25 protein-coding genes and 1 pseudogene are annotated in these 23,819 nt (G+C 58.1%); 7 read left to right on the top strand and 19 right to left on the bottom strand.

Annotation, left to right across the window (positions count from 1 at the left end; genetic code table 11):
• Positions 1–58: 58 nt before the first annotated feature.
• Positions 59–730: a GntR family transcriptional regulator gene (locus ACSQ87_RS19345; RefSeq protein WP_185049412.1), complete on the bottom strand. Its 672-nt coding sequence runs from the start codon at positions 728–730 to the stop codon at positions 59–61.
• A gap of 201 nt (positions 731–931) precedes the next feature.
• Here ACSQ87_RS19345 and ACSQ87_RS19340 point away from each other — a divergent pair, with 201 nt between their 5' ends.
• Positions 932–1,735 carry a hypothetical protein gene (locus ACSQ87_RS19340; RefSeq protein ID WP_436275104.1) on the top strand — a complete coding sequence of 268 codons (804 nt, stop codon included), beginning with the start codon at positions 932–934 and terminating at the stop codon, positions 1,733–1,735.
• Between the two features lie 41 nt (positions 1,736–1,776).
• Here ACSQ87_RS19340 and ACSQ87_RS19335 read toward each other — a convergent pair whose 3' ends face one another.
• The 6 genes from ACSQ87_RS19335 to ACSQ87_RS19310 form a co-directional block, all read right to left on the bottom strand.
• Positions 1,777–2,520, bottom strand: coding sequence for a hypothetical protein (locus tag ACSQ87_RS19335; protein ID WP_436274129.1), 744 nt, complete (start codon positions 2,518–2,520; stop codon positions 1,777–1,779).
• Positions 2,521–2,737: 217 nt separating this feature from the next.
• Positions 2,738–4,075: a M15 family metallopeptidase gene (locus ACSQ87_RS19330; RefSeq protein WP_436274128.1), complete on the bottom strand. Its 1,338-nt coding sequence runs from the start codon at positions 4,073–4,075 to the stop codon at positions 2,738–2,740.
• A 374-nt stretch (positions 4,076–4,449) separates the two neighbouring features.
• Positions 4,450–4,812, bottom strand: coding sequence for a DUF6463 family protein (locus tag ACSQ87_RS19325; RefSeq protein ID WP_436274127.1), 363 nt, complete (start codon positions 4,810–4,812; stop codon positions 4,450–4,452).
• A gap of 208 nt (positions 4,813–5,020) precedes the next feature.
• Entirely contained in the window at positions 5,021–5,182 is a 162-nt protein-coding gene (locus tag ACSQ87_RS19320) for a DUF2986 domain-containing protein (protein WP_223431438.1), read from the bottom strand.
• An 85-nt stretch (positions 5,183–5,267) separates the two neighbouring features.
• A complete protein-coding gene (locus ACSQ87_RS19315) occupies positions 5,268–5,723 on the bottom strand; it encodes a VOC family protein (RefSeq protein WP_223431439.1) in 456 nt (151 codons plus the stop codon).
• A gap of 71 nt (positions 5,724–5,794) precedes the next feature.
• Positions 5,795–6,349: a TetR/AcrR family transcriptional regulator gene (locus ACSQ87_RS19310; RefSeq protein ID WP_436274126.1), complete on the bottom strand. Its 555-nt coding sequence runs from the start codon at positions 6,347–6,349 to the stop codon at positions 5,795–5,797.
• A 126-nt stretch (positions 6,350–6,475) separates the two neighbouring features.
• Here ACSQ87_RS19310 and ACSQ87_RS19305 point away from each other — a divergent pair, with 126 nt between their 5' ends.
• A complete protein-coding gene (locus ACSQ87_RS19305) occupies positions 6,476–7,126 on the top strand; it encodes a DJ-1/PfpI family protein (RefSeq protein WP_436274125.1) in 651 nt (216 codons plus the stop codon).
• Between the two features lie 23 nt (positions 7,127–7,149).
• Positions 7,150–7,680 carry a DUF2867 domain-containing protein gene (locus tag ACSQ87_RS19300; RefSeq protein WP_436274124.1) on the top strand — a complete coding sequence of 177 codons (531 nt, stop codon included), beginning with the start codon at positions 7,150–7,152 and terminating at the stop codon, positions 7,678–7,680.
• A 29-nt stretch (positions 7,681–7,709) separates the two neighbouring features.
• Here the strand turns inward: ACSQ87_RS19300 and ACSQ87_RS19295 are convergent.
• From ACSQ87_RS19295 to ACSQ87_RS19275, 5 genes and pseudogenes are all read right to left on the bottom strand, one after another.
• Positions 7,710–8,000, bottom strand: a pseudogene (locus ACSQ87_RS19295) (IS66 family transposase); the annotation flags it as partial.
• 71 nt (positions 8,001–8,071) lie between these two features.
• Positions 8,072–9,637 (bottom strand): amino acid permease, encoded by a 1,566-nt coding sequence (locus ACSQ87_RS19290; RefSeq protein WP_436274123.1) that lies wholly within the window; start codon positions 9,635–9,637, stop codon positions 8,072–8,074.
• 154 nt (positions 9,638–9,791) lie between these two features.
• On the bottom strand, positions 9,792–10,952 hold the full coding sequence (locus ACSQ87_RS19285) for an iron-containing alcohol dehydrogenase (protein WP_046046824.1): 1,161 nt from the start codon (positions 10,950–10,952) through the stop codon (positions 9,792–9,794).
• A gap of 3 nt (positions 10,953–10,955) precedes the next feature.
• Positions 10,956–12,347, bottom strand: a complete 1,392-nt coding sequence (locus ACSQ87_RS19280; RefSeq protein WP_436274122.1) for an aldehyde dehydrogenase family protein — start codon at positions 12,345–12,347, stop codon at positions 10,956–10,958.
• Positions 12,348–12,357: 10 nt separating this feature from the next.
• Complete coding sequence (locus tag ACSQ87_RS19275; protein ID WP_436274121.1) at positions 12,358–13,731, bottom strand: glutamine synthetase family protein; 1,374 nt, start codon at positions 13,729–13,731, stop codon at positions 12,358–12,360.
• Between the two features lie 212 nt (positions 13,732–13,943).
• On the opposite strand from ACSQ87_RS19275, the gene ACSQ87_RS19270 reads away from it, so the two are divergent.
• On the top strand, positions 13,944–14,261 hold the full coding sequence (locus ACSQ87_RS19270) for a carboxymuconolactone decarboxylase family protein (protein WP_436274120.1): 318 nt from the start codon (positions 13,944–13,946) through the stop codon (positions 14,259–14,261).
• A gap of 64 nt (positions 14,262–14,325) precedes the next feature.
• Here the strand turns inward: ACSQ87_RS19270 and ACSQ87_RS19265 are convergent, their stop codons facing one another.
• On the bottom strand, positions 14,326–15,252 hold the full coding sequence (locus ACSQ87_RS19265; RefSeq protein WP_436274119.1) for a LysR substrate-binding domain-containing protein: 927 nt from the start codon (positions 15,250–15,252) through the stop codon (positions 14,326–14,328).
• 142 nt (positions 15,253–15,394) lie between these two features.
• On the opposite strand from ACSQ87_RS19265, the gene ACSQ87_RS19260 reads away from it, so the two are divergent.
• Entirely contained in the window at positions 15,395–15,799 is a 405-nt protein-coding gene (locus tag ACSQ87_RS19260) for a RidA family protein (protein WP_436274118.1), read from the top strand.
• A 27-nt stretch (positions 15,800–15,826) separates the two neighbouring features.
• On the opposite strand, the gene ACSQ87_RS19255 is transcribed toward ACSQ87_RS19260, so the two are convergent.
• Complete coding sequence (locus tag ACSQ87_RS19255; protein WP_436274117.1) at positions 15,827–16,279, bottom strand: hypothetical protein; 453 nt, start codon at positions 16,277–16,279, stop codon at positions 15,827–15,829.
• A 237-nt stretch (positions 16,280–16,516) separates the two neighbouring features.
• Here ACSQ87_RS19255 and ACSQ87_RS19250 point away from each other — a divergent pair, with 237 nt between their 5' ends.
• On the top strand, positions 16,517–16,789 hold the full coding sequence (locus tag ACSQ87_RS19250; protein ID WP_223431457.1) for a DUF2790 domain-containing protein: 273 nt from the start codon (positions 16,517–16,519) through the stop codon (positions 16,787–16,789).
• Positions 16,790–16,852: 63 nt separating this feature from the next.
• Here ACSQ87_RS19250 and ACSQ87_RS19245 read toward each other — a convergent pair whose 3' ends face one another.
• The 5 genes from ACSQ87_RS19245 to ACSQ87_RS19225 all read right to left on the bottom strand — a co-directional run bounded on the left by ACSQ87_RS19245 (position 16,853) and on the right by ACSQ87_RS19225 (position 22,963).
• Positions 16,853–17,791: a LysR family transcriptional regulator gene (locus ACSQ87_RS19245; RefSeq protein WP_436274116.1), complete on the bottom strand. Its 939-nt coding sequence runs from the start codon at positions 17,789–17,791 to the stop codon at positions 16,853–16,855.
• A 67-nt stretch (positions 17,792–17,858) separates the two neighbouring features.
• A complete protein-coding gene (locus tag ACSQ87_RS19240) occupies positions 17,859–18,809 on the bottom strand; it encodes an aldo/keto reductase (protein ID WP_436274115.1) in 951 nt (316 codons plus the stop codon).
• 23 nt (positions 18,810–18,832) lie between these two features.
• The gene (locus tag ACSQ87_RS19235) at positions 18,833–20,323 is read right to left on the bottom strand and encodes an efflux transporter outer membrane subunit (RefSeq protein WP_436274114.1); all 1,491 of its coding nucleotides are present in this window, start codon (positions 20,321–20,323) and stop codon (positions 18,833–18,835) included.
• Positions 20,324–20,342: 19 nt separating this feature from the next.
• Positions 20,343–21,827 (bottom strand): DHA2 family efflux MFS transporter permease subunit, encoded by a 1,485-nt coding sequence (locus ACSQ87_RS19230; RefSeq protein WP_436274113.1) that lies wholly within the window; start codon positions 21,825–21,827, stop codon positions 20,343–20,345.
• The gene (locus ACSQ87_RS19225; protein WP_223431462.1) at positions 21,827–22,963 is read right to left on the bottom strand and encodes an HlyD family secretion protein; all 1,137 of its coding nucleotides are present in this window, start codon (positions 22,961–22,963) and stop codon (positions 21,827–21,829) included. The genes ACSQ87_RS19230 and ACSQ87_RS19225 overlap by 1 nt, the downstream gene beginning before the upstream one ends.
• Positions 22,964–23,189: 226 nt before the next feature.
• Here ACSQ87_RS19225 and ACSQ87_RS19220 point away from each other — a divergent pair, with 226 nt between their 5' ends.
• Positions 23,190–23,816, top strand: a complete 627-nt coding sequence (locus ACSQ87_RS19220; protein WP_223431463.1) for a TetR/AcrR family transcriptional regulator — start codon at positions 23,190–23,192, stop codon at positions 23,814–23,816.
• The last annotated feature ends 3 nt before the right edge of the window (positions 23,817–23,819 follow it).

Below are 23,819 nucleotides of genomic sequence, written 5' to 3'. Positions count from 1 at the left end.
GCCGGCTTGATGGTTTTATTCAGTGCCGATGACGAAATCGGCACAGTGCGGCGAAGGGTTAGTGGCTGTGAGGCAGGTGCTCGAACAGGGTCTTGCAGACCCCAGCAATGTGCTCGTCGAGCAACTTCACCGCCAGGTCCACGTCACCGGCGCGGCAGGCCGCGAGGATTTCACGGTGTTCGTGATCGGCGCGTTCCTTGCCGGCCGACAGGCTCATCTGCATACGCAGGTAGCGCTCCAGTTTGTCGTTGACCGAGCGGATCAGACCGACCAGAAACGGTCGTTGCGCCGGCTCGTAAAGGCAAGCGTGCAGTTCCCAGTTGAGCTCGGCCCAGCGCCCGACGTCATCTTCGCCGATGAACTCCTGGCAGATGCGTTCGGCGCGAGCGAAGGTTTCTTCGGTCATGTTGGGAATGGCCAGGCGCAGCACCTTGTCTTCGAGCAGCATGCGCACTTCGAACATCTGCGCCAGTTCTGCATCGGAAACCCGGGTGACCATCGCCCCGCGATTACGCTGGAACATCACCAGGCCTTCGGCCTCCAGGCGCTTGAGGGCTTCGCGCACCGGAATCTTGCTGACGTTGAACTGACGGGCGATGTCGTCCTGGCGAATCGGCTCGTCCTCGGCGAAATGCCCGGCAACGATGGCGTCACGCAGATGACGGGTGATGATTTCCGACGTCGAAGGCGAATTGCCAAGGTCGGGAGCGTTGAGTTTTGTCAGGGCCACGGTCGTGATCGTTAGGATGGAATTGCAGATATGGTATACGAATTTGCACTGAGTGTTCCTGCGTCGATGATCAGGACCCCCAGCCACTGCAATATCTTCCCGATCCGATTGCAACTGCTACGCTACGTTCTGGCAGCGCTCGAGTCGTTCATGGCCATCGAGGTGGCGGGCGACAGGCGGTTACCTGCAAGGAGGCAGGCTGTGGTGATCAAGCCCATCGGCAATGCAAGTGCAGACATCGTTCCCGAGCCTCTCGCTCGGGAAGAGGTGGAGCGGGTGCTCGCGCTATTATTGGCCAGCCCGTTGTTCGCCAAGTCCAGGCGGATGGGCAGCCTGCTGCGCTTTCTGGTCGAGCACGACCTTCAGTTCCCGGATATCCCCCTTACCGAGCACGCCATCGGCATCGCGGTGTTTCGCCGTGATCCGGCGGTCTACTGCACCGGCGATGATCCGGTGGTGCGGGTTCAGGTAGGCCGGTTGCGGCGCAAGCTCGCCAGTCATTACGCCACGTTTGGCCAACAGGATCCGGTGCGTCTGAGCCTACCGGCCGGTTGTTATCGGCTGGCGTACCAGCGACTCAGACTCAAAGGCATCGCTATTCGCCATCCTGTTCTGCAACTCCAGCCGTTTACCTGCATCACCCGCGATGGCGACGACTTTACCCGGGGCTTGTGCGAAGAGTTGAGCTGCAGGCTGTTTGAGTCGTTTGAACAGACGCAAACCCGCGTCAGTCATGTGCTGATGAAGGTGCCGCGAAGCAGCGTGAAAACACTGGCCCAAGGGCGGACGGGGCGGGGCAGCTATTCGCTGGAAGGCAGCGTGCGGGTGGAGCCGGCTCGTGTCCGGGCCTCGGTACGTCTGATTGATGTCGCTCAGGGTCGCATTCGCTGGTCAGAGCAGTTTGATCGCAATCGACCGTATGGCATCGCCACTCAGGAAGATCTGGCCGAGTCCATCTGTCAGTCGTTGACGGGGTATTTCGCCCGGGGTGACGGTGACGATTGATGAGCACAGGGGCAACGCGAGGTTGCCCCTGGATGCTGGCGTTACACGATAGTCCAGCTACCGCCAGAGTAGAGGCGGGTCGCACTGTTATCGAAGGTCAGGTCGATTTCGACGGATTGCGAGCGCGAGGTGCTGAACATGGTGCTGGTCTGCACGTTCTGTTCGAACCACACCAGAATGGTCTCGACGGGGGTTAGCACGGTCTGGCCGGTGACTACTTGTGCCGAGGCCACGTAGATGGGCGTGCTGATCTGCTTGCCATCGATGCCTGTGGACAATTGGCTGATGCCGGGGTGGATCGCACCGTAGTTGTTCACCAGGGTGATGGAGGTGTCGGGGCCACCGCTCGTCGCCGAACCCAGCAGGCCGGCATTGTCGAGTATCGACTGTTGGCCCAGCCCGATATTGACGAGGTTGGTCGATACATCGACCTGCACGTTGGCCTGGAAAGTGTTGGCGCCGAACAACTGATACTGGGGCGTCCAGCTGAAAGTGCTGTTGCTCAGGTACTGGACGTAAGACTGCCAGACCACGTTGTAGGCTTCATTGCCGACCTTCTTGGCAAAGCACAGCTTGTAGCCTGATTGTTTGAGCTGGGTCAGATCAGCGGAGGCGATCTGGATCTTGACCGACTTTTGGGTGGCGGCCAGGGTCGACGTCAGCACCTTGCTGTAGTCGGTGGTTTTCAGGGCCGTTGGGGCGACGCTCTGGAACGACTTGAAAGCCTCTTGCACGTCTTTGTGCAGTTGCTGGCTTTGTTTGCTGACTGCGTTTGACTGACTCATGGTTTCCCTCTTCCTTGGTTGAGTGTTGGACAATCAATGGGCAGCGGGCTTCGAATCCGGCGGACGGTGCCGATGATGTGTCACGACCCTGTAAGCACATTGACGGCTTTACGGTAGGCGGATCGTGCAGTGCGGCGAAGTGTCTTGGCGTTACAGTCAGAAGGGGCATTGGCGCCGGTGCAGATCAGGAAGTAACAGCCGGCGTAACGGTGTTGTATCAACGTTCGGGAAGGTTCCAGCTTTCGCGGATTTGCTCATATTCCGCCTCGGGCATTTGAACCAGCAGAGGGGACTGGCGAGGATCCAGCCAATTGAATAAACGAGAAATATCCGCTTGATCCATGGCGGTGCAACCCAGCGTCGGCGAGGTGGGACCGCGCCAGATGTGGAAGAAAATGCACGAGCCCGAGGTGGGGGACGCCGACGTATTGTGCTCGATGAAAATGCCTTTTCGATACGTGTCGTCATCGCGGCGCATACGTTCGGAGCTGTTCCAGTCTTTCGAAACAGTCGCTCCGTCGACCAGCTCGTTATAGCGCTCGGAGTGGCTGTCATCCACGCATTCGATGGTCGAGGTCAGCGCCAGGTAAGGCAGTTTTGTCTCGGCCGTGCGGTCGTAGCCAAAAGCCGTCCCCAGTTTGAATACCCCGGCAGGTGCTTTGCCATCACCTTCACGTTTGACCGGACCTTCGCGTTGCTCAACGCTGCTCAGGCCCTTGCCCCATGCGAGCCCGCTCTTGCCGACCACTACCGGAAACGACCCTTCGTATTTTCGAAAGGTGTTGCCCTGCCGTTCATAGCGCTGGGCCGTGCCCTGGATGTCAGTCCAGTTTTTTGTGGTGACCACAATCAGCTGATTGGCGGTGTCGAGAGCGTCGCGTGTACCCAGCGGCGTGATGGGGAAATCCATGACGTTCTTCGGCGAACCTTCCCCGCTGTAGGTGAAGTGCCACCATTCCTTCGAGTACCCGGTAAACCCTTCTTTCTCCATGGCCCTGCTGAGCTTCTGGCGATTGTCCCTGGCGGCAGCGCTGATCGTCGGATTGTCGGTATGCGCACGCTCATCGAAGCAATCGAAACCGGTGCCCATGTCGAGCGCACCGTCGCGCCAACGCTGGCCATAGGGGGCCGTGCAATCGACTTGCCCGGCTGAAGGCATCCAGGTATCGGCGGGCAGGGCATCCGGACCGGTCAGTGTCAGGTCCACAGTTGAGCCTTTGGAGTGGTTCGACACCCGGGCCACGTAACCCAGACGCCAGAAGTCCTGTTTGTCCACGCGCGGATAGAACTCGGCCTTGCGCGGGTCACTCGCCTCCGACGCAAAACGCCCCATATCGGCAACGGCACGGCTGGGCCGATAACAGTCAAACACCTTCAAACCGTAACCTTGCGCCCGCAATGCCGTTTGTACCCGAGCGAGGGCCTTGGCGGCGTCCAGCGATAACAGACACTGTGCCGCGGCGTAACCGTCGAGTGGGTGCCCGGTGAAGTTGTGAGCGCTGGCATAGCGAATGTCTTGCTCGATGCCCGGATCAATCGTACGCAGATAAACCATGTTCTCGGGTCGTGTCTCTGCACCGGCCATGCCGGGGGCGACAATGCTCAGGCACAGGATCCATCGCAGACAGGTTCGCGTGAGCCTGTTTTGCAGACGGACTGGAAATGGCATCGAGAAGGACGGAGGTTTGATTGGGCATAAAGAGCGCATGCGATGCCTCCAAAGATTCTGGTTTCTAAACAAGATCATGCAATGACACGAGTCGGTGACAGTATCAATGCTCGATCCGCTTTCCACTGCTATAAGGCTCAGTCTCGCTAAGAGGTGTGAGTAGGTCGTGGAAGCGGCTACGATGGACTGCAATCGACTCCGAGCGGACGTTGAAGCCCTCGCAAGAGACGAGTGAGCGAAGCGAACGACTTGAACCGTTTTTAGGCGTACAAGCCATACCCTGCCGCGATGATCAGCGGAGAAACCAGCAGCATTGCCCAGAACCCCGATTTTGGAACCGCAATGACGCAAATGATCGAGATCATAAGCACATAGATGCCAACCATTTTAAGTAGCGCGAGATCGCCAACGGCTACGGCGTGAATCGCTGTCTGCCCTGCGAGCATAAAAAGCGGCCCCAGCATGGTAAACCAGAGGGCAGTACGCCGATCTTCGTGCGCTTTGAATTGGTCAACGAAGCCAGAGTCTACAGCGGCGGCGAATGCTGTTTTGAACTTGATGATACCGAATGGAATATGGAGGACGCCCAGGGCGAACAGGGTCCATGCGACGATGTTTGACATGTCTTATATGCTCCGTACGGTAAGGTTGGATAAGTGCCTAACGTTTGTTTAAGGGCGCGCGGCACGGTCCCAGCTTTATCGCGCAGCGTCCAGCAACCGAAGAGAGCGACAGTGAGTGCATTGTCAGACCGGGTCCTCGCGGTACGTGCCATCGGAATGCCTGGCCCAAACAGACTTGTAAATTTCAGTGGTGTTTAAGATGCTTAGATCAGCTCTCAGGGGAAATGATCGAGTCTGGACTGGGTTCAGCCTCTAGTTTCAATCGGTCAGCTTTACTAATGTATTTAGACTTGCTTGGCGGTGCCAATTTGGCACTGGCCTTTTTTGCGTGAGCCTTTAATAACTGCTGTATTTTTTTACGACGATTCATGTTTTCTGCTCGGCTTATCAGTTCTTGAATGATGATACCAGCAGCACCCGCTACAGCCCAAAGCAGACATTCACCGCCGCATCTCTCAGGCAAACGCAGCCTCGACAAATGCCTCCAGCGCCTTTTCTTCCAGGATCTCGATAGAGAAGTGCCCGAAGCGCTTGGGCAACCAGATGATGCGTGTCCCGGACGGGGATTGCAGGTTTGCGCGGGCCAATGGCTCTCCGTTTTCATCTTCTGGCTGAACACCGGCGACCATCAATTCGTCATAGGCCTTCTCGATGTCCGGTGTCGAGTAGCAGTGGCGATAAATCATCCCTTCGCCCGAGGAATCCAATAGCTCCTTCAGGTTCCCCGCCAACGGCTGTACCAGCATGAATCGCTCTTGGCCGATCAGCGCAATCGCGTAGCGTACGTGCAGTCCACCTCGTTCCCAGACGAGCGTTTTGGAGATCCTGGCATTAAGTATCTGCGCATAGTAAGCACAGGCTTCCTCGAGGTTCTTGACCAGTACATCGACGTGACTGAATTTCAGTTCCATTGCATGCCTCCTGCCACATTTGCAGTGGCACGCGAACTCTATTTATTCAGTTACCCAATTTAGCTCATGACTTAGACCCGCCACGGTGGAAGAGCCCCTTCGAAAAGTGAAAAGGCTCGATGCAGGAAACTGTTGAAGCGAGCGGCATCACGCCGCAGCCCTGCCTGTTGACCACCAATCAGGCACAGATGGGCCACCTGACCAATTACTTCTGCTTCGCCTGGCATACGGACCAAGCGGCGGCACGTCCGTATCGCGAAGTCCAGTCGTCTTGTGTCAACACGCTGCTGAAACTCGCCTACCAACGGATCGTGCAGCGACCAGGCTCGGATGGAAACTTCCCGCCCAGGTTGTTTCTCAGCGGCAATACTCAAGTAGCGTTTCAAGGTTTCGCCCACGCTACGACCCTGCGCCGCATAAGCGAGCATGCGCTCCGTGTAGTCTTCTTCCCAAGCGGCCAGCAAGGTGCGGACAAAGTCTTCGCGATTACGGAAATGGTGATAGAACGATCCGCGGGTCACATTCAATCGGCGCGATAGACTCTCGGCCGAAACGCCAATATGCCCTATTTGGTCGAGGGCCTCAAAACCAGCCGCGATCCAATGGTTACGAGTTAGTTTTCTCACCAGTTATTTCGCTCCATATTTAGCGCCATACAGACTGTGTATGGTGCGCAACCGATTGATACGCTGCGAACACCAGCAAAGATGGCCGTTGCGTTTTGCACGCCAGCACTTTTCATGGAGCTCGCCTTGAAGAAAATCGTTCTGGTTGCTTTCGACCAATTCACTGATATCGACCTATTCCTGATGTGGGACATTTTAGGCCGCAACACTGAGGACTGGCACGTCCGAATATTGGGTTCTAGCTCTATCGTGCGATCGGCGCACGGCCTGCCTGTTTCGGTGCACGGTCCGCTTTCCGAGGCCAATAGTGCCGACGCGGTATTGTTCGTCAGCGGCAAGGAAGGGATACCCGCTGCACTTGCCGCCCCAGATTTCCTGCCGTCGTTTGAACTTGACTCCAGACGCCAGCGAATCGGCTCCATATGCGCCGGAACTTTCATTCTCGAACGGCTTGGACTGCTCAGCGGCCAAGCAACTACACACCCGGATGCACGATCGAGCTTGCACGCTCTGGGACTTGAGCCCGTGGACCAGCCTCTTGTATGCCAGGGGAACGTTGCAACCGCTGGCGGATGCCTTTCGGCGCTCTATCTGGTGGGATGGTTGGTTGAATCCTGGTTCGATGTCGACAAGCGCCGTGCGACGTTGCTCCCTGTTCTGCCAGCTGGGCAGCAAGAGCTCTATGATGCCTTGATCGGGTTCAGTATTCGACAAGGAGCGTTACACGACAAACCATCGCAACAAGAAACGCGACATGGCATGTCGTCTAATTGGTAGTTAGAACTCAGGAGAGATCCCCGATGCCCAGAGAATTTGAGCTCATTATGTCCGTGCCAGTCCCCTCGAAGTCCGGCATCACCCACCTTTACAAGTCGATGAACCTGGCGGACGCTTTTGCGATTCGGCTCCCTGCGGGCACATCTGGCAATCCGGATTTGCTAGCTCGATTCATCTTTTCCCACCAGCCATCCTGGATCGGATGGCTCACGAAAGTCCGAGACACTATTGTTGCCTGTTTTGGTCTCAAGACAGCCAAACACTTGGCAACACTTGCTAATCGGATTGGAATCTTCAAGGTCTACAGCACGAACCAGACTGAAATCGTGTTGGGAGAGGACGACAAGCACCTCGACTTCCGGATATCGATCCTATGTTCTGGAGAGGTAGAGCCAGAAGGCAGTCGCCAACTCGTTTTTTCAACCGTGGTCGAGTGCCACAACCGTCTAGGCCGGGCCTACATCTTCGTCATTGCCCCACTTCACCGTTTGGTTGTTAAGGCCAGTCTCCTGCGTGCAGCGCGCATCGGCTGGCCTCTGGCTACCTGCCCCTAAGGCTGAGAGCGCTGTGTGCCCCCTGAGGTGCCACTGCGAAGCGACCCGGCAAACAACCAGTTTGAGCGCCCAAGTGCCCATGGTCGGATTTGGTTCTCGACTTGATTATTGTCAATGGGCACGGCCCCGTCTTCCAAGTAGCGCGTCAACGCTACCCAGCGTTTAAGGCTGTAATCCAGAGCTTTGGCCGTTGCTGATCCATTGGGCACGAGATCGCGCTGGGCCAGCATCCAGTCATGCAGCGTTTTGATGATTGGGGCTGCCTTTTCCTGGCGTATTCGCAAACGATCCTCATCGCTCATGTCTCGAGCTTGGCGTTCACCCCTTCAAGTCTAAACATACAAGCGAGCTTGCTCGCTCCCACAGGTCCGTATTTTTTTGGCTATGACAATCAGCTTCCAGCCCGTTTATTCAACGCCTCTTCCGCCGCCGCAATTTCAGCCTGACGCTTGACGATCATGTCGCCTATCGGTGGACCCTGGAAGCGTCGGGCTTCAAAGCCGAACCAGACGATGGCCGTCAGCACCAGAAAGCCGATGGTGATGTACAGCGCCCAATCGTTCGGTGGCTGGATGCCGATGACGAAAATGATCACCATCGAGAGGATCGAGAGGATGGCAAACACGGAGTACCAGAAGCGCCCCATGTTCCACGGCCCCATGGTTGGCCACTTCGACGTCCCGAAGGTAAACAGGCCCAGGATGATGGGAATGACGAAGGAGAAGAACAGGAAGATCACCGTGCAAGACACCACGATGGTATAGACCGGCGTTTCACCGATCGAGATCACCGACGATCCCCAGACGAACAACACCGCGAGGGTGGCACCGGTCCAGATCGCCGCCACCGGGCTGCGAAGGGTAGGAGAGACCGAGGACAGAGCTTTGGAGAAGGGCAGGCCGCCGTCACGGGAGAACGCGAAGATCATTCGTGAGACCGAGGTCACGGTCGCCAACCCGCAAAGAAACTGCGAGATGAAAATCGCCACATAAAGCGCCAACTTCACAGTCGGATTGACCTGGGTGTCCATGGCCCAGAAAAACACGGTCCAGCCATGCTTCGCCGCCTCGTCCATGCTCGGCAGCATCAGCACAAACGAACTGAGCATGACCCAGCCGAACAGCAACGACCAGACCACCGACATGACCATGCCGCGTGGCACCGACATGGCCGCATTCCGGGTCTCCTCGGAGGTGTGTGCGGAAGCGTCATAGCCGGTGATGGTATAGATCGGCAACAGCAGGCCGAGCATGAAAATCCAGCCGTTCGACACCTGTGGCCAGACGCTGCCGCCAGCCTCGCCGGAATAGTTGCTGAAGGTCCATAACCGGGCGAACTCATAGCTGGGTGCAGAGATCAGGCAAACGATGGTCAGCGCGAGCGCCGTGGCGAAGATCAGATAACCCGAGAAGTCGGTGAGCTTCGCCGTCAGACCGATACCCAGGTGGTTACACAAGGCCTGGAGGCCGGTCAGGATCGCCAGGAAAATCACCCGGGTCGTGGTGGTGTCCTCCATTCCCAGCGCCGGTCCGAAGGCGCCGAAAAAGAAGTAATAGGTGCCGACGTTGATCGCGCCGAGCACGGTGACCAGTCCGAGCAAGTTGAACCACGCGGTCAGCCAGCCGGTGAAGCGGTTACCGAGAATCGAGCCCCAGTGATAGAGGCCGCCAGCGGTAGGGTAGGCCGAGGAAATCTGCGCCATGGCCATGGCGAAAACCCCGGAGATCAGGCAACCGATCGGCCAGCCGATGCCGATTGACGCACCGCCTGCACCCGAGGTGCCCTGGGCGAGTGAATTGATACCACCCGAGAGGATGCAGATGATCGAAAAGGAAATGGCAAAGTTGGAGAAAACGCCCATGCGTCGCGAGAGCTGCTGGGCATAGCCCATGTTGTGCAGCACCTTGACGTCATCGTCTTGCGGCGTGCTCGTGCCGGGCTGGCTTGCTGGATTCATGTTGTGTGCCCCTTAGGTTTTGATACGCATCCATCCGGGTTTTACGTAGCCGGATGGGCTGGCCTTCAACCCCTTGTCGTACTGCTCCTGTTTCTTGCGGATAAATCCCGCCCATGCTGCGCGTTCGCACCTTGGCCATGGACAGACAACTGCTCTACAGACGGCCGTGGTACGCCGCCTCGAAAATTTCTGCCGCGCCATTTCGGGTCAATGGCAGCGGATTGCCGCCGGCGCAAGGGTCGACAATCGCCATGTCCGCGATCAGGTCGGCCTGCCGGTCATCCACTCCCAGCTCAACCAGCGTATGGGGCACGCCGATGTCCTTGCGCAACTTGAGGACGAAGGCCAGAAAACTGTCGAAGCCGGGTGAGGGCAGACGCAAATAAGCCGCGAGGCGGGTGATGCGTTCCTCGATGGCCGGGCGATTGAACTTCAGGACATAGGGCATGAACGTGGCGTTGGTCATGCCGTGATGGGTGTCGTACAGGGCGCCCACCGGATGTGAGAGGGCGTGCATCCCGCCCAGACCTTTCTGGAAAGCGGTAGCGCCCATCGCGGCAGCCGCAAGCATTTCCGCGCGCGCCTCCAGGTCCGAGGGTGTGTGTACGGCTCGCACCAGGGCATTGGCGACCAGGCGCATGCCTTCCACCGCAATGCCTTCGGCCATGGGGTGAAAACCGGGGGCGCAATACGATTCCAGACAATGCGCAAACGCATCCATGCCGGTGCCCGCGGTGACCTTGGCCGGCATGCCGACGGTGAGCGCCGGGTCGCTGATGACCACGCGCGGCATCATCTTCGGGTGGAAGATGATGCGTTTGGTGTGCGTACGCTCATCGATGATCACCGCGGCACGGCCCACCTCGGAGCCGGTACCTGCCGTGGTCGGCACCGCAATGATCGGGGCGATGCTGCCTTCGTCGGCGCGGGTCCAGTAGTCGCCGATGTCTTCGAAATCCCACACCGGGCGGGTCTGGCCGCTCATGAAGGCGATGAGCTTGCCCATGTCCAGGCCACTGCCGCCGCCGAAGGCGACTACGCCATCGTGTTTACCGGCTCGCCAGGCGTCGAGCCCGCCCGCCAGATTGGCTTCGACCGGATTGGGTTTAAGGTCGCAGAACAGCGCGACGCCAAGGCCGGCGGCGCGCAAGGCGTCCAGCGCTGCAGCGGTGATCGGGGCTCGTGCCAGGCCACTGTCGGTGACCAGCAACGGTCGCTGGATCCCTTGGCTGCGGCAGATCTCGGCGAGCTCGGCGATGCGGCCGACACCGAAGCGGATGCTTGTGGGGTAGTTCCAGTTCGCGGTCAGGCTCATGGCTCAGATCTCGTGGCGCAAATGGAAGGATTTCGCTCGGGTCAGGTTGTCATAACCCAGGCGCGACAGCGTGACGCCGCGCCCGCTGTTCTTCACCCCGGTCCAGGCCAGGGCCGGGTCGAGGTAGTCGCAGCGGTTCATGAACACGGTGCCGGTGTCGATCTCATTGCCCAGGCGTTCGGCGGCGGCAAGGTCTTGCGTCCAGATGGACGCGCTGAGCCCGAACTCACTGTCGTTCATCAACGCGATGGCTTCGTCGTCGCTGGCCACCGGCATGATGCCGACCACCGGGCCAAAGCTTTCCTCGCGCATCACCGACATTTGATGGGTGACATCCACTAATACTTGCGGCGCGAGGTAGGCGCTCCCCGGCGCGTCGGCAGGAAAATCCTTTGGATCGATCAACGCCCGAGCGCCCTGGGTCAGTGCGTCGGCGATCTGACCACGAACGAAATCAGCGGCGTTCGGTGTGACCAGCGGGCCGAGCGTGGTGGCTTCGTCCAGTGGGTTGCCCAGCACGTATTGGCGGGTCAGTGCGACGAAGCGTTCGACAAACGCCGGGTAAATTTTTTCATCGACATAAATACGCTCGACGGCGCAACAGCTCTGCCCGGAGTTGAAGAAGCTGCCATCCACCAGGTTTTCCACGGCGTGTTCGAGGTTGGCATCTGCCCGGACGTAGGCCGGGTCTTTGCCGCCGAGCTCCAGGCCTACACCGAGGAAACTTCCGACGGCCGCGTGTTCCATGGATTTTCCGGCTTCGACCGAGCCGGTGAAGTTCACCTGCTGCACGCGTCCAGAGGCAATGATCGCTCCGGTATAAACATGACTGAGCAGCAGGTTCTGGAACAGCCCTTCGGGCAGGTTGGCACGGCGAAACGCCTCGGCGAACCGTTCACCCACCAGCAGCGTTTGTGAGGCGTGTTTGAGGATGACGCTGTTGCCGGCCATCAGTGCCGGAATGATCGTATTCACTGCCGTTAGATAGGGGTAATTCCAGGGCGCGACGACCAATACCGTACCCAGCGGCTCGCGTTTGATACAGCGTCGAAAACCGGCGACGGGCGTGGGCTCAAGCGCTGCCAACGCTTCAGGTGCAATGGCGATCATATGCCGGGCACGCTCTTCGAAACCGCGCAGTTCACCAGCGCCAAAGCGCACCGGGCGGCCCATTTGCCAGGCCAGTTCCGGCACGATGTCGGCCTTCATGGCCAGCATCGCGTCCACCGCGGCGCTGCAGAAGGCGGCGCGTTCGCTCAGTGGCCGGCGTTTCCATTGCATCTGGGCAGCTTCGGCCGCCGCCAGAGCCTGGTCAATCTGCGCAGCATCGGCGCAGCGGCGTTCGGCATAGACCCGGCCATCGACCGGTGAGATGAGTTGAATGGTTGAAGTCATGATGGCGGTCTCAATAGCGCTCAAACCCGCGCTGCAGTTCCCAGTCGGTGATCCGCCGGTCGTACTCTTTCTGCTCCCATTCGGCGGTGTGCACGTAGTGGTCGATCACTTCATCGCCGAACGCTTCGCGCAACATGGTCGAGCCCTGGAGTGCGGCGCAGGCTTCGCGCAGGGTCTTCGAGACTTCAGGCAAGTGTTCGTCGACGTAGGCATCGCCCTCGAAGGGCGGCGCGAGGCTGAGCTTCTCGTCGATACCGGCCAGTCCCGCAGCGATCAACGCGGCGAAGGCCAGATAAGGGTTGAGGTCGGCGCCGCCAATGCGACATTCGATGCGGATGGATTTGCTGCCTTCTGCGCACAAACGAAAGCCCGCAGTGCGATTATCCCGACTCCACACCGCCCGGGTCGGGGCAAAGGTGCCGGCCTGAAAGCGCTTGTACGAATTGATATAGGGCGCGAGAAAACAGGTGATGTCGTTGGCATATTTAAGCTGCCCGGCCACCCAGGAGCGCATCAGTTTCGACATGCCGAACTCAGCCTTGGCGTCGAAGAACAGCGGCTTTTTACCGTTCTTGTCCCACAGCGAATTGTGGATGTGGCTGCTGGAACCGGCGGCGTCATAGCGCCACTTGGCCATGAACGTGATCGCCTTGCCCTGCAGTTGCGCGATCTCTTTGCAGGCGTGCTTGATGATGACGTGGTGGTCGGCCATGGTCAGCGCATCGGCATAACGGATGTTGATCTCTTCCTGGCCTGGGCCCCATTCACCCTTGGAGTTTTCCACGGGAATGCCGCTGGCCTGCAGATGTTTGCGAATCGCCCGCAGCACCGGCTCTTCGCGGGTGGTCTGCAGGATGTTGTAGTCCTCGATGTAGTGACCGGCCGTTTTCGGCTTGTGGTAGTTGCGCTCGTGGATCGCCTCGTAGGTCTCGTCGAACAGATAAAACTCCAGTTCCGAGGCGAACATGCCGGTGTAGCCGCGCTCGCGCAGTCGCTCGACCTGCTTTTTCAGGATCGCCCGCGGGCTGTGCGGCAGATCGCGCCGATGGTGATGATCGAGTACATCGCAGAGCACCAGCGCCGTGCACTCAAGCCAGGGCACCCGCCGCAACGTGGTCATGTCGGGTTTGAGCACAAAGTCGCCATAGCCTTTGCTCCAGCTGGCCGCGGCGTAACCCGGCACCGGTTCCATGTCGATGTCGTCGGCCAGCAGGTAATTGCAGCAATGGGTTTCTTCATGGCCGCTGTCGATGAAAAACTCGACCTGGAATCGCTTGCCGACCAGTCGGCCTTGCATGTCGACCATGCAAACAAGAACGGTATCGATCTCGCCAGAGGCGGCGGCACGCTTGAGTTGATCAAAACTGAGGAAGGGCTCGGTCATCACGTAGTCCTGCGTGAATTGTTTGGGCCTGTCTGAAATAGCTGTTGCAGACGCTCTCCAGAACAAACCAAAACCTGCAGACGCGAGCATCGTGTGCAATAAGCTGCTGTAAGCGTAGCCTACTGTTGCAGTGTGCAAGTTTCGGAAATCGCAGCCTGATGACTAAGGCGCAAAGGCGCGAATTGATCGCCCTCCAACGCGAGGAAACAAACATGGCAAAGAAGAGAGAGCACAACACCTACCAACGTCTCGAACAGCAGTACCCGGATTACATGACCGCCGTGGAAGCCTTGGGTACGGCGGTGCGTCATACCGGTCCACTGGAAGAGATCGTTGTCCAGCTGATCCAGCTCAGTGCTGCGGCGGCCATCCGTTCTGAGGGCGCAGTGCACAGTCATACCCGACGGGCACTGGCGGCGGGCGCCACGCCAGAGCAGATCCGTCACACGCTGATCTCACTGACCAGCACCATCGGTTTCCCGACCGTCGTTGCGGCCATTAGTTGGGCGGATGATGTGATTGAGACGTGAATGAGTTCGCTGGAAGACAGGGCACCGGTCGCCTTGATCATAAGCGAGCCCCGCAAAGCGGTAGTCACGAATCATGTCGGTCGCTGACAGGCGCAAGTTGTGCCATCAGCTCAGCGACCCAATCGATGAACACGCGCAACTTGATGTTGATATGCCGGTTCGGGGGAAATGCCACGTAGATGGGCATCGGATCGAGGCTCCAGTTCTCGAACAGGGGCACTAACTCGCCGCGCGCTTCGAAGGTCTTGGACATGTACTTTGGCAGCCAAAGAACACCCAGTCCGGCAAGGCCGGCCGCGAGGTAGGCATTGCCATCGTCGACTGCCAGCGCGTAGCGACCTTTGATCTGGACACTCTCAACGGGGTTGCGCATGGCATAGGGCACGGCTTTGCCGGTGCGCGCCCACAAGAAGCCGACGATACGATGATGCGAATCTTCCAGCTCCCGCGGATGCGCGGGCATACCGACGCGTGCCAGGTAGCTCGGCGCTGCAAAAACGCCAAGCTGCAGTTCGCCTACCCGCCGGGCTATTAACGACTGATCCGTTAGCTCGCCGCCGCGCACCACGCAATCGACGTTCTCATCGATCATATCCACGATACGATCGCTTACGCCCATGTCGATCTGAATGTCTGGGTATCGCACGTAAAACGCAGGCAATGCGGGTACGAGAATCATGCTGGCCAGCGGGCTCGGAACATCCACTCGCAACCGGCCCCTGGGCAGCGCCGAGGCGCTGGACAAGCTAGTCTCGGCGTCGTCCATGTCAGCCAGCAGCCGTAGCACTCGCTCGTAATAGACGGCACCATCGGCAGTGACGTTGACTTTGCGAGTCGTGCGGTTAAGCAATTTAACGCGCAACCGAGCCTCCAGCTGCTGCACCAGTTGTGTCACGGTGGTCTTGCTCATATGCAGTGTTTCGGCCGCCTTGGTGAAGCTGCCCGCTTCCACCACTCGAGCAAATGCCTGCATCGCATCAAAACGATCCATTTCTGCCCCCGCTATCGATCAGATTGTTTGGATTTCACAAACAGTGATAGCCAAGGTTGCTTGTTTATCGCCCAGACACAAGTCCTTACAGTCTCTCCATCATTAGTTTCGGGTCGGCTTTGACCCATTGATGGAGGCACTTATGACGCAGCGTGATGTTGTTTTTCCGCCTGGACGCCAGGCGCTTTATGAGCGCAATCGCTATTCGCCGGCTATCAAGTCCAATGGTTTTTTATTCGTGTCGGGGCAAGTCGGCAGTCACGAAGACGGCTCGCCCGAACCCGAACTGGAGGCCCAGGTCCGACTCGCGTTCAACAATCTGAATGCAATCCTGGTCGCTGCCGGTTGCACCTTCGACGATGTGATTGACGTCACCGTTTTCATCGTCGATCCCGAATCAAAGTTCGAGACGATCTGGAAGGTTGTGCCAGAGTTCTGGGGTAACGCGCCGCACCCGACGCTGACCGGCGTGGGCGTCACGTGGCTCTATGGTTACCAGTTCGAGATCAAGGTGATCGCCAAGCTTCCAGAAACCACTTGGGGATGATCTGACCAGCGATTATGTAAACCGAGGCTATTTCCCCGGGTCTTTCTGCCTGATATCTCCGCAAAAAATATCGATGTTGCCACTGTCCGGTGCACTTCGAACGACGATGGAGTACTCACCGGAAAGCAGGACCGGCAGTGCGACCGGTGCGCTTCTTGAGAAAGCCCAGCCGCGTATAGCCTGGGGTTCGGTGGTGACACGATCATTCATGGCGTAAGCGACTGGCCCGGGTTGCTGGCAGCTGCCTTTATTGATGAAGGTGAAGAGGCGCAAAGGCAGAGACGCTCCGCTTGGAGCACCACTGATGAAGAAACTGAACCCGGTTTCTTTGCCCCAGTCGGCCAACGTTACATTGCCGATCTGACCGGTGTTCTGCCGGGTGGCAACCAAAGGAACGCTCACGCCATGGTTTGATGAAGTGGTGCAGCCGAAAAGGCTTGCGGTGACCATAAGAGCTGCAAGTGAGTTACTGCGTTTCATGCCAACCTCCTGTGCTGAAGAACTGCAATGAGAGATTAGCGGGTATAGCTCATTAATCGTCTGCCTGGCGTTGCCTGTTCGAAATTCTCCATTCATGCGGAATCCGGCAACAGTGTTTGTCCAGTGGGCTGCTGTTTGAGGGCGAGGTAAACACCTAGCATCGTCTCTACCGAGTGAGCCAATAGAGTCAATATCAACCCGCTCACGAGGTTAACTTTTGACGATAGGGTGAATACGATGAAAATCTCAAAACTGGCGATGTTTCTTGCGCTCGGCGTTTTAGGTTCACAGGCATTTGCGGGCGAAAGCCATTCAACTGCCGCGGACAGCAAGTTGCCTGTTGAAACGTACACTTACGACACGAAACTGGATATCCAGAAAGTCATTACGGTGACTGATATTCCTGACCAGTGCGGGCCAGTCCCGGCGCAAATGACGTATGAAGACTCTCACGGTCAACGGCATATCCTGCAGTATCAAGTCATGGGAACTGGCTGTTCAAATGGTTGAGTCGTGCGTGGAAGATGGAGGGTCGACACTCCATGCCTGCCGCACTCGTGATTTAAAAGCTTGTTATCGTTTCCTGGGTGAGCCTGTGATTTTTTCATCGGATGCCAACAAGCCTGGAATGTAACTTTTAAGAAACTCCACCCATGTCCTGATCTTTGCATCCACGAATTTTCGTGATGGGTAGATTGCAAATAAATTCAACGCTTCAAGATGATAGTCGGGTAATACCCGCACTAACGTGCCCGCCCTGAGTCCATCGACTGCCGAAGCAATCGGCTGAATGCCGATGCCCATCCCGTTTGTAATCGCGATGGTCATGCCATCGGCGGTGTTGATGTGCAGGGGAGACAGCGGGATGTTGACGGTTTCCATGCCTTCTGGTCCCTCAAATGCCCAGTTTTCAGCCGGCATGACGGTATTAACAATTCTCAAGCAATCATGTGAGCCAAGAGCACTCGGGGACTCCGGGTGTCCGCGTTTCTTCAGGTACGCAGGCGAGGCGCAGAGGATGCTGTAGGTCATGCCGAGCCGCTGAGCGACAAACCCTGAATCGGGTAAATCCCGCGCTAAGACAATCGACATGTCATAGCCTTCTTCCAGCAAGTCAGGGAGCCGGTTGGTCAGGGTCAAATCAAACATCACCGAGGGATGAGTCTCTCTATAGCGGGCGATGGCATCGATCACGTAATGATTGCCAATGGCTGACATCGCGTGAATTTTCAGTCGGCCAACGGGCAGGGTGTGAGCAGTGCCGGCTTCCTCATCTGCTTCTCGCAATTCTTCCAGAATTTTCTCGCAGCGTTGCAAATAGCGCAGACCGGCTTCGGTCAGCGCCAGGCGTCGGGTTGTCCGGTTAATCAGGCGAGTTTGAAGCCTGGCCTCCAGGCTGGAGACCGCTTTGGAAACGTTGGTTGTTGTGGTGTCCAACACCTCAGCCGCCGCGGTAAAGCTGCCGCTTTGAGCGACCGCCACAAAAAAACGCATGGTTTGGAAAACGTCCATCGTTTCCACCTCAAGGGGTATGGATGAAGAGGGCGGCCCTGCAAAAAGACCGCCCCCTCGTGGTGTATTACTTTTTCTGCGGAATAAATCCAGGTACACCCGTTTCCACGACTGAGTTGAATCGCACTCTAGTCGTAATATCGTCCTGAATTTCACGCATGGCCCTGTGCGGCAGGGTAGAAATATCAATGTTTTCCTGAATATGGCTCGGCGTCGCAGACGTGGTCAGGAAAGCGACTCCCCGCTGTACCGACCAGGCCAATGCCACTTGAGCCGGGGTCTTCTGTATGCGCTTGGCGATCCCTGTAATCACCGAGTCTTCGAGTACGTTCGGCTCCATGCCATGGCCGAGTGGCGCAAACGCAAGGACAATAATTCCGTGCTGCTGACAATACTCAAGCAGTTCCCATTCAGGCAGATAAGGGTGGGATTCAACCTGCACGACGGCGGGTTTTATCCGGGCCACTGCCACAATCTCTTGTAACCGCTCCAGCGTGATATCAGACAAGCCGATGGACTTGCAGCGTCCTTCATCCACCAGGCGCTCAAGTGCCCGCCAGGTCTCTATCAACGTCACGCCTGAATCGTAGATGACTCGACCGTGCTCGTCTCTCGGGTCCTGATCATCACCGGGTTGAAAGGCGAAGGGCGTATGGATCAGATAGCAATCGATGTAATCAACTTGTAGCCGTCGGCAACTCGCCTCAAAAGCAGGTTCGACTCGCTCGGGACGATGGTTGGTGTTCCACAGTTTCGTGGTAATGAACACGTCCTCGCGCCGAACCTTACCCGCCTCAATCACTTCCTGTAGGGCAACGCCGACCCGCTCTTCATTTCGATAACGTTCTGCGCAATCGAAATGGCGAAAGCCTGCTTCCAGTGCGGCCTTGACCGCTTGTGTTGTGACGTTGAGATCCCTGAATAGCGTGCCAAAGCCAACGGCCGGCATCTCACCCGACCCGTGTATCAGAGGGAATCGGGTATCGCGAAGTGCATCGTGAAATGATTCGTATGGCATATCTTTTACTCCAATGTCTGGCGCTACTGATAGGACGGTTTCTGGTCTTCGCGACTGGCCACTCGTTGCTCAAACACACCGGCGGAATTACCGCCGAGTGCCACGTACAGCCGCACGGTGTCGAGGTACTGCGCGGTCTTCACTCTGATTTGACCCAGCAACGCTTGCTGATAAGCACGTTCCGCCTCCAGCACCTGGAGAATGCTGTTTTCGCCTTGCGCGTAGGCTTGTTGGTTCAGCCGAAAACTCGTGTCAGCCGCTCGCAACGCGTCCTCCTGCGCCAGGTTTTCCTCGGCGTCATGATTGATCGCCTGCAGCGTGTCGGCGACCTGACCAAACGAATTAATGACGGTTTGCTGGTAGCCGGCGAGGGTAGCCTTGTAACCGTCGACGGCGGCCTGACGTTCAGCTTTGAACGTTCCGCCATTGAAGATGGGCGCCGTGAGCCCGGCAGCGAAGCCCCAGAGTGCGGCGCCGCCATTGCCTGAAGCCGCTTGTGCAAGTGATGCGGACAGTTCGACATGCGGATAGAGGTTGGCTGTCGCCACGCCAACCGCGGCGCTGGCCATGTGCAGTTCTGCCTCTGCTTGCCGTACGTCCGGCCGGTCGTGGGCCATTTCGGAAGGCAGACTGACCGGCACGTTTGCCGGCAAGGCAAACTCGGCGAGCGTGAAGTCAGGTGCGATCCAGTCAGCCGGGCCTTTGCCCGTCAAAATTGAAAGCGCATGACGTGCCGAATCGCGCTGCTGGGCGAGGGGCGGCAACAGCGTGCGGTCCTGAGCGAGCCGCGTTTCGGCCAGCGAAACATCGATCTGCGTGGTGCTGCCATTGGCGTGCGCCATGCGCACCAGTTCGAGGTTCTTTGCGTCATTGGCGAGCAACTTCTCGACGGCTGCCATCTGCGCGTTGGCCGAGGCCAGCAACAACGCCTGGCTCGCGACATCGCCCGTCAGGGTCAGGTACGCCGCTTCGTAGCGATGCTTCTGCAGATCGGTAAACGCTTGCTGTTGTTCGACCTGGCGCTTGTTACCACCGAAAACGTCAAGGTCGAAGCCAACCCGTGGCCCAATCGCATAGAAATTGGAGATGGAAGGTTCTTTCGCGTTGTGCACTCGTTGGCGGCCAGCCTGGGCGCCAAAGTCGACCTGCGGATACAGCGCTCCTTCCGCCGCAGCGACGAAGGAAGCCGCTTGCCGGATCGTCGCGTCTGCCGCTACGAGCTCAAGATTGCCGTCAATGGCGCGACGTACAAGCTTGTCGAGCTTCGGCGAGCGAAACGCAGACCACCAGTCACCGTTGACCTTCTTGCCCAGGTCAATGTGCTGTTCACCGGGTTTGTTGCCACCTTGGCCAAGACGCTGCTCGGCCTGTTGGTCGTAGTGCTGCGACAGGCTCGGTGGCGGCATTTGATAGTCAGGGCCGACGGTGCAGGCAGTCAGGAATGCAAGAGCCGACACCGCACCGAACGTGGTTTTTAACATCTGTCTGTTGATGAAGCGCGCATGGGATTTCATTTGGCAAACTCCACGAAAACTAGTTGGTCGGAACGGGCTTGCGAAGAAAGACAACCAGTGGGCTGACCACCAGCATCGCGAACATCAAAATCCTGAACTGGTCGATCACCGCGATAAATGCTGCCTGGCCGGTGATCATTTCGTTGAGCCCCGCCAGTGCTTGCAGGGACGTCGGCGCGGAATGCGCAGCGGCGCGATAGGGCGTCAGGTTGCTGACCAGCGCCAAGTGCATCGCCTGCGTGTTGTTGAAGAAAAACAACTGCACAATCGCAACGCCGAGGGTGCTGCCGTACACGCGTGACAGATTGAACAGACCGGTGCCTTCGGGGCGTAACGTCGGGTCGAGCGTGCTGAACGCGACCTTGGTCAGCGACGGCATCAAGACGCCGATGCCAACCCCCTGGATCGCACCCGCCACCGCCACGGGCGACCAGTCCATCAGCGGCGAATAGCCGAGCATCAGCCAGTTGGCATAAATCACCACGGCGACGCCTGCCGCCACGAACAATCGGCGGTCGAAACGCTCGGGCACACGGCCCATCAACAGGAACGCACCGACCAGCCCGATCCCGCGCGGAATCGTCAGGGAACCCGTGGTGTCAGGCGGGTAGCCGAGAATCTCGTCGAGCATCGGTGAGGTCAGCGCCATGGTCGACAACAGCACGAAACCCACGGCGAAAAAGATGACCGTCGACAGCACGAAGTTGCGGTCTTTGAACAAACGCTTGTTGAGGAAATGCACCTTCGCGGTCAGCACATGCACAGCGAACAGGTAGAGCCCCAGTGCACAGCCGATTGCTTCCAGCCAGATCTCGGTCGAGGAAAACCAGTCCAGGCGTTCACCACGGTCGAGCAACATCTGCAGGCTGATCAAACCCAGCGTGAAGCTGCCGAAGCCAAAGAAGTCGAACGACGGACGTTTCTCGGCCTTTTTCTCGGCAAGCAATAGCGCCATCACCAGGAAGATAAACGCCGACAGCGGAAGGCTGATGTAGAAGATCGGGCGCCATCCGAAATGTTCGCCGAGCCAACCGCCGATGCTCGGGCCGCTGACGATGCCGAACAGCACGATGGCCGTCCACGTCGCGCCAAATTTCGCACGCTTCTCGAGTGGCAATGTCTCCAGCGCAATCGCCATCGACAGTGGTGCCAACACGCCGCTCGCCAGGCCTTGAACAATGCGCGCGCCAACGAATTCCAGCGGCGTCGTTGCCTGCGTAGCGAGCAGCAAGCCCAGGACGAAGAAGGCCAGCGCGGCTTGATAAACCCGCTTCAAGCCATAGCGCCCGGCGAGCCACTGCGCAATCGGCATAGTGATGGCGCTGGCAGCCAGGTACGAGGTGAATATCCAGCCAGCCTGGTCGTCGGTCATCGACAGGCTGCCCTGAATCAACCTGAGTACCGCATTCGGAAGCGGCAGGTTCGCCGACTGCATATAGGTGGCGAGCAGCGCGGCGAACCTTAATGCCCCCGCACCTTGAGGTCCTGCAAGTTTGGCGTTCATCAGAAGTTACCCGCGGTCAAAAGCGCCTTGAGCGGATGCCACCAAGGCGTGCGATACCCGGTATCGACCTTGACCGTGGCGCTGGTGCCCGAGAAAAGGGGCAGGGCAGGGTCCATCTCATCGAGTTCGAGTCGGACCGGCACCCGCTGGACAACCTTGACCCAGTTGCCGGTCGCGTTTTCCGGCGGCAGCAATGCGAAGTCCGATCCAGCACCCGGACTCATGCTGGTCACGTGGGCTTTGAAGATGCGATCAGGATACGTATCGATACTGATGGTCGCTTCCTGGCCTCGACGCATGTGGGTCACGTCGGTTTCGCGGAAGTTGGCCTCTACCCAGATCTCGCGATCGGACAGCAGCGCAAAGGCTGGCGCACCGTTGTTGACGTAGTTGCCGACCTGTAAATCGTCGACCTTGGCCACGATGCCATCGTCCGGCGCATACACCGTCGCGTACGAGAGATACAGCTGCGCCTCGTCGAGCTGAGCCTTGGCCTCGCGAACCGATGGGTGACTATCGGCTTCGATGTTCGGATTACCGTTCAAGGCAACGACCGTACTGGCGATCTGTTGTTCGACCGACGCGATTCGTTGTCGGGCAACTTTAAGGTCGGTGTCGGCGCGCTCGTAAATGGCGCGCGAGACGAACTCGGTAGCGACCAGCGCCTTCTTGCGGGCAAACTCCCGCTGGTCGAAATCGGCCGACTCTTTGGCCGATTGCATTTCAGCCTGCTGCTGGCGGTAGCTGGCCTTGAGGCCATCAATACGAAGTCGCGCGACGCTCAGTTGTGCTTGTGCACGGTCAACGGCGATCTGGAGTGGTTTCGGGTCGATCCGAAACAGAATCTGGCCCTTGTGGACAGGCTGATTGTCCTCGACTGCGATCTCGACAACTTGCCCGGAAATGCGCGCATTGATCGATGCCTTCGCCACTCGGGCGTAAGCGTTATCGGTCGAAACAAAGGGCTCGCCCGCTACATAGTGGGCGTAACCAACCGCGGCGAAAAGGAGAGGAAAACCCACCATCAGCACTGGCCGTAATTTCTCTTTTAACGGCTTTTTGATGGGCAAGTCAGACGGGTTCGGCCCTGGATGCTCGAAGGTCTGTGTAGCTGGGATGTCGAACTGTTTGGTCATGATCGAATGCACCTATTAACCGGGAAGTCGGGCTAACACCCACAAAAACAGCCATACCGTGTGCGGTCAGGAGGATCGCTCCGCCGCCTCTGTTTCGTCGCCGCAATACCCAGTTCGAGCTCCGCTACAACAAACCTCAAAGCCAAGGAATTTCTGGTTCCTTAATTTTGTGCGATGGTGTAAGAATATCCCCCGAGCCCATCTTCATTCAAGGATTTTGTACGACATGGCACAAAAAAAGATTACAGAGGCGAAAGGCCGCGGCCGTCCACGCGCGTATGACCCGCAGACAGCGCTTTTGCAGGCACTTGATGTTTTTTGGAGCACCGGATATTCCGGCGCTTCTCTGGACAGCATCGCCACGGCCGCCGGCATGAATCGCCCAAGCCTCTATGCGGCATTCGGCGACAAGCACGCGCTCTATATCAAAGCGCTTGAGCAGTATTGGGAGTTTGCCGCTGCCGCCATGCAGGAGGCGCTGACGGACAACGAACTGACCTTGAGCCAGGCATTGATGCGGTTTTATGAGGGGCAGTTGTCGATCTACTTCTCGGGTGACGGCCAACCGCGCGGTTGTTTTGCAATCGGCACGGCGACGACCGAAGCCGTCGAAGATTCTGAAATACGAGACGTGCTTTCGGACCGGCTCAGCAGGCTCGATGCCGATCTCGAAACGCGTCTGCGAACGGCCATCAGTTCCGGCGAATTGAAAGGCGATGTTGACCCGGCAGCTCTTGCGGTACTCACGTCATCCCTGCTGCATAGCATTTCCATACGTGCACGGGCGGGCAAATCCCGCGCTGAATTGACCGAGCTTGCCCGCAGTGCGGTCAACGTGATCTGCGGTGTGTGAGGT

The organism is Pseudomonas sp. LjRoot277, assembly GCF_964253845.1.
Taxonomy (GTDB): Bacteria; Pseudomonadota; Gammaproteobacteria; order Pseudomonadales; family Pseudomonadaceae; genus Aquipseudomonas.
Note: the sequence above shows the minus strand (reverse complement) of the source record. Positions and strands in the feature narration are given on the sequence as shown.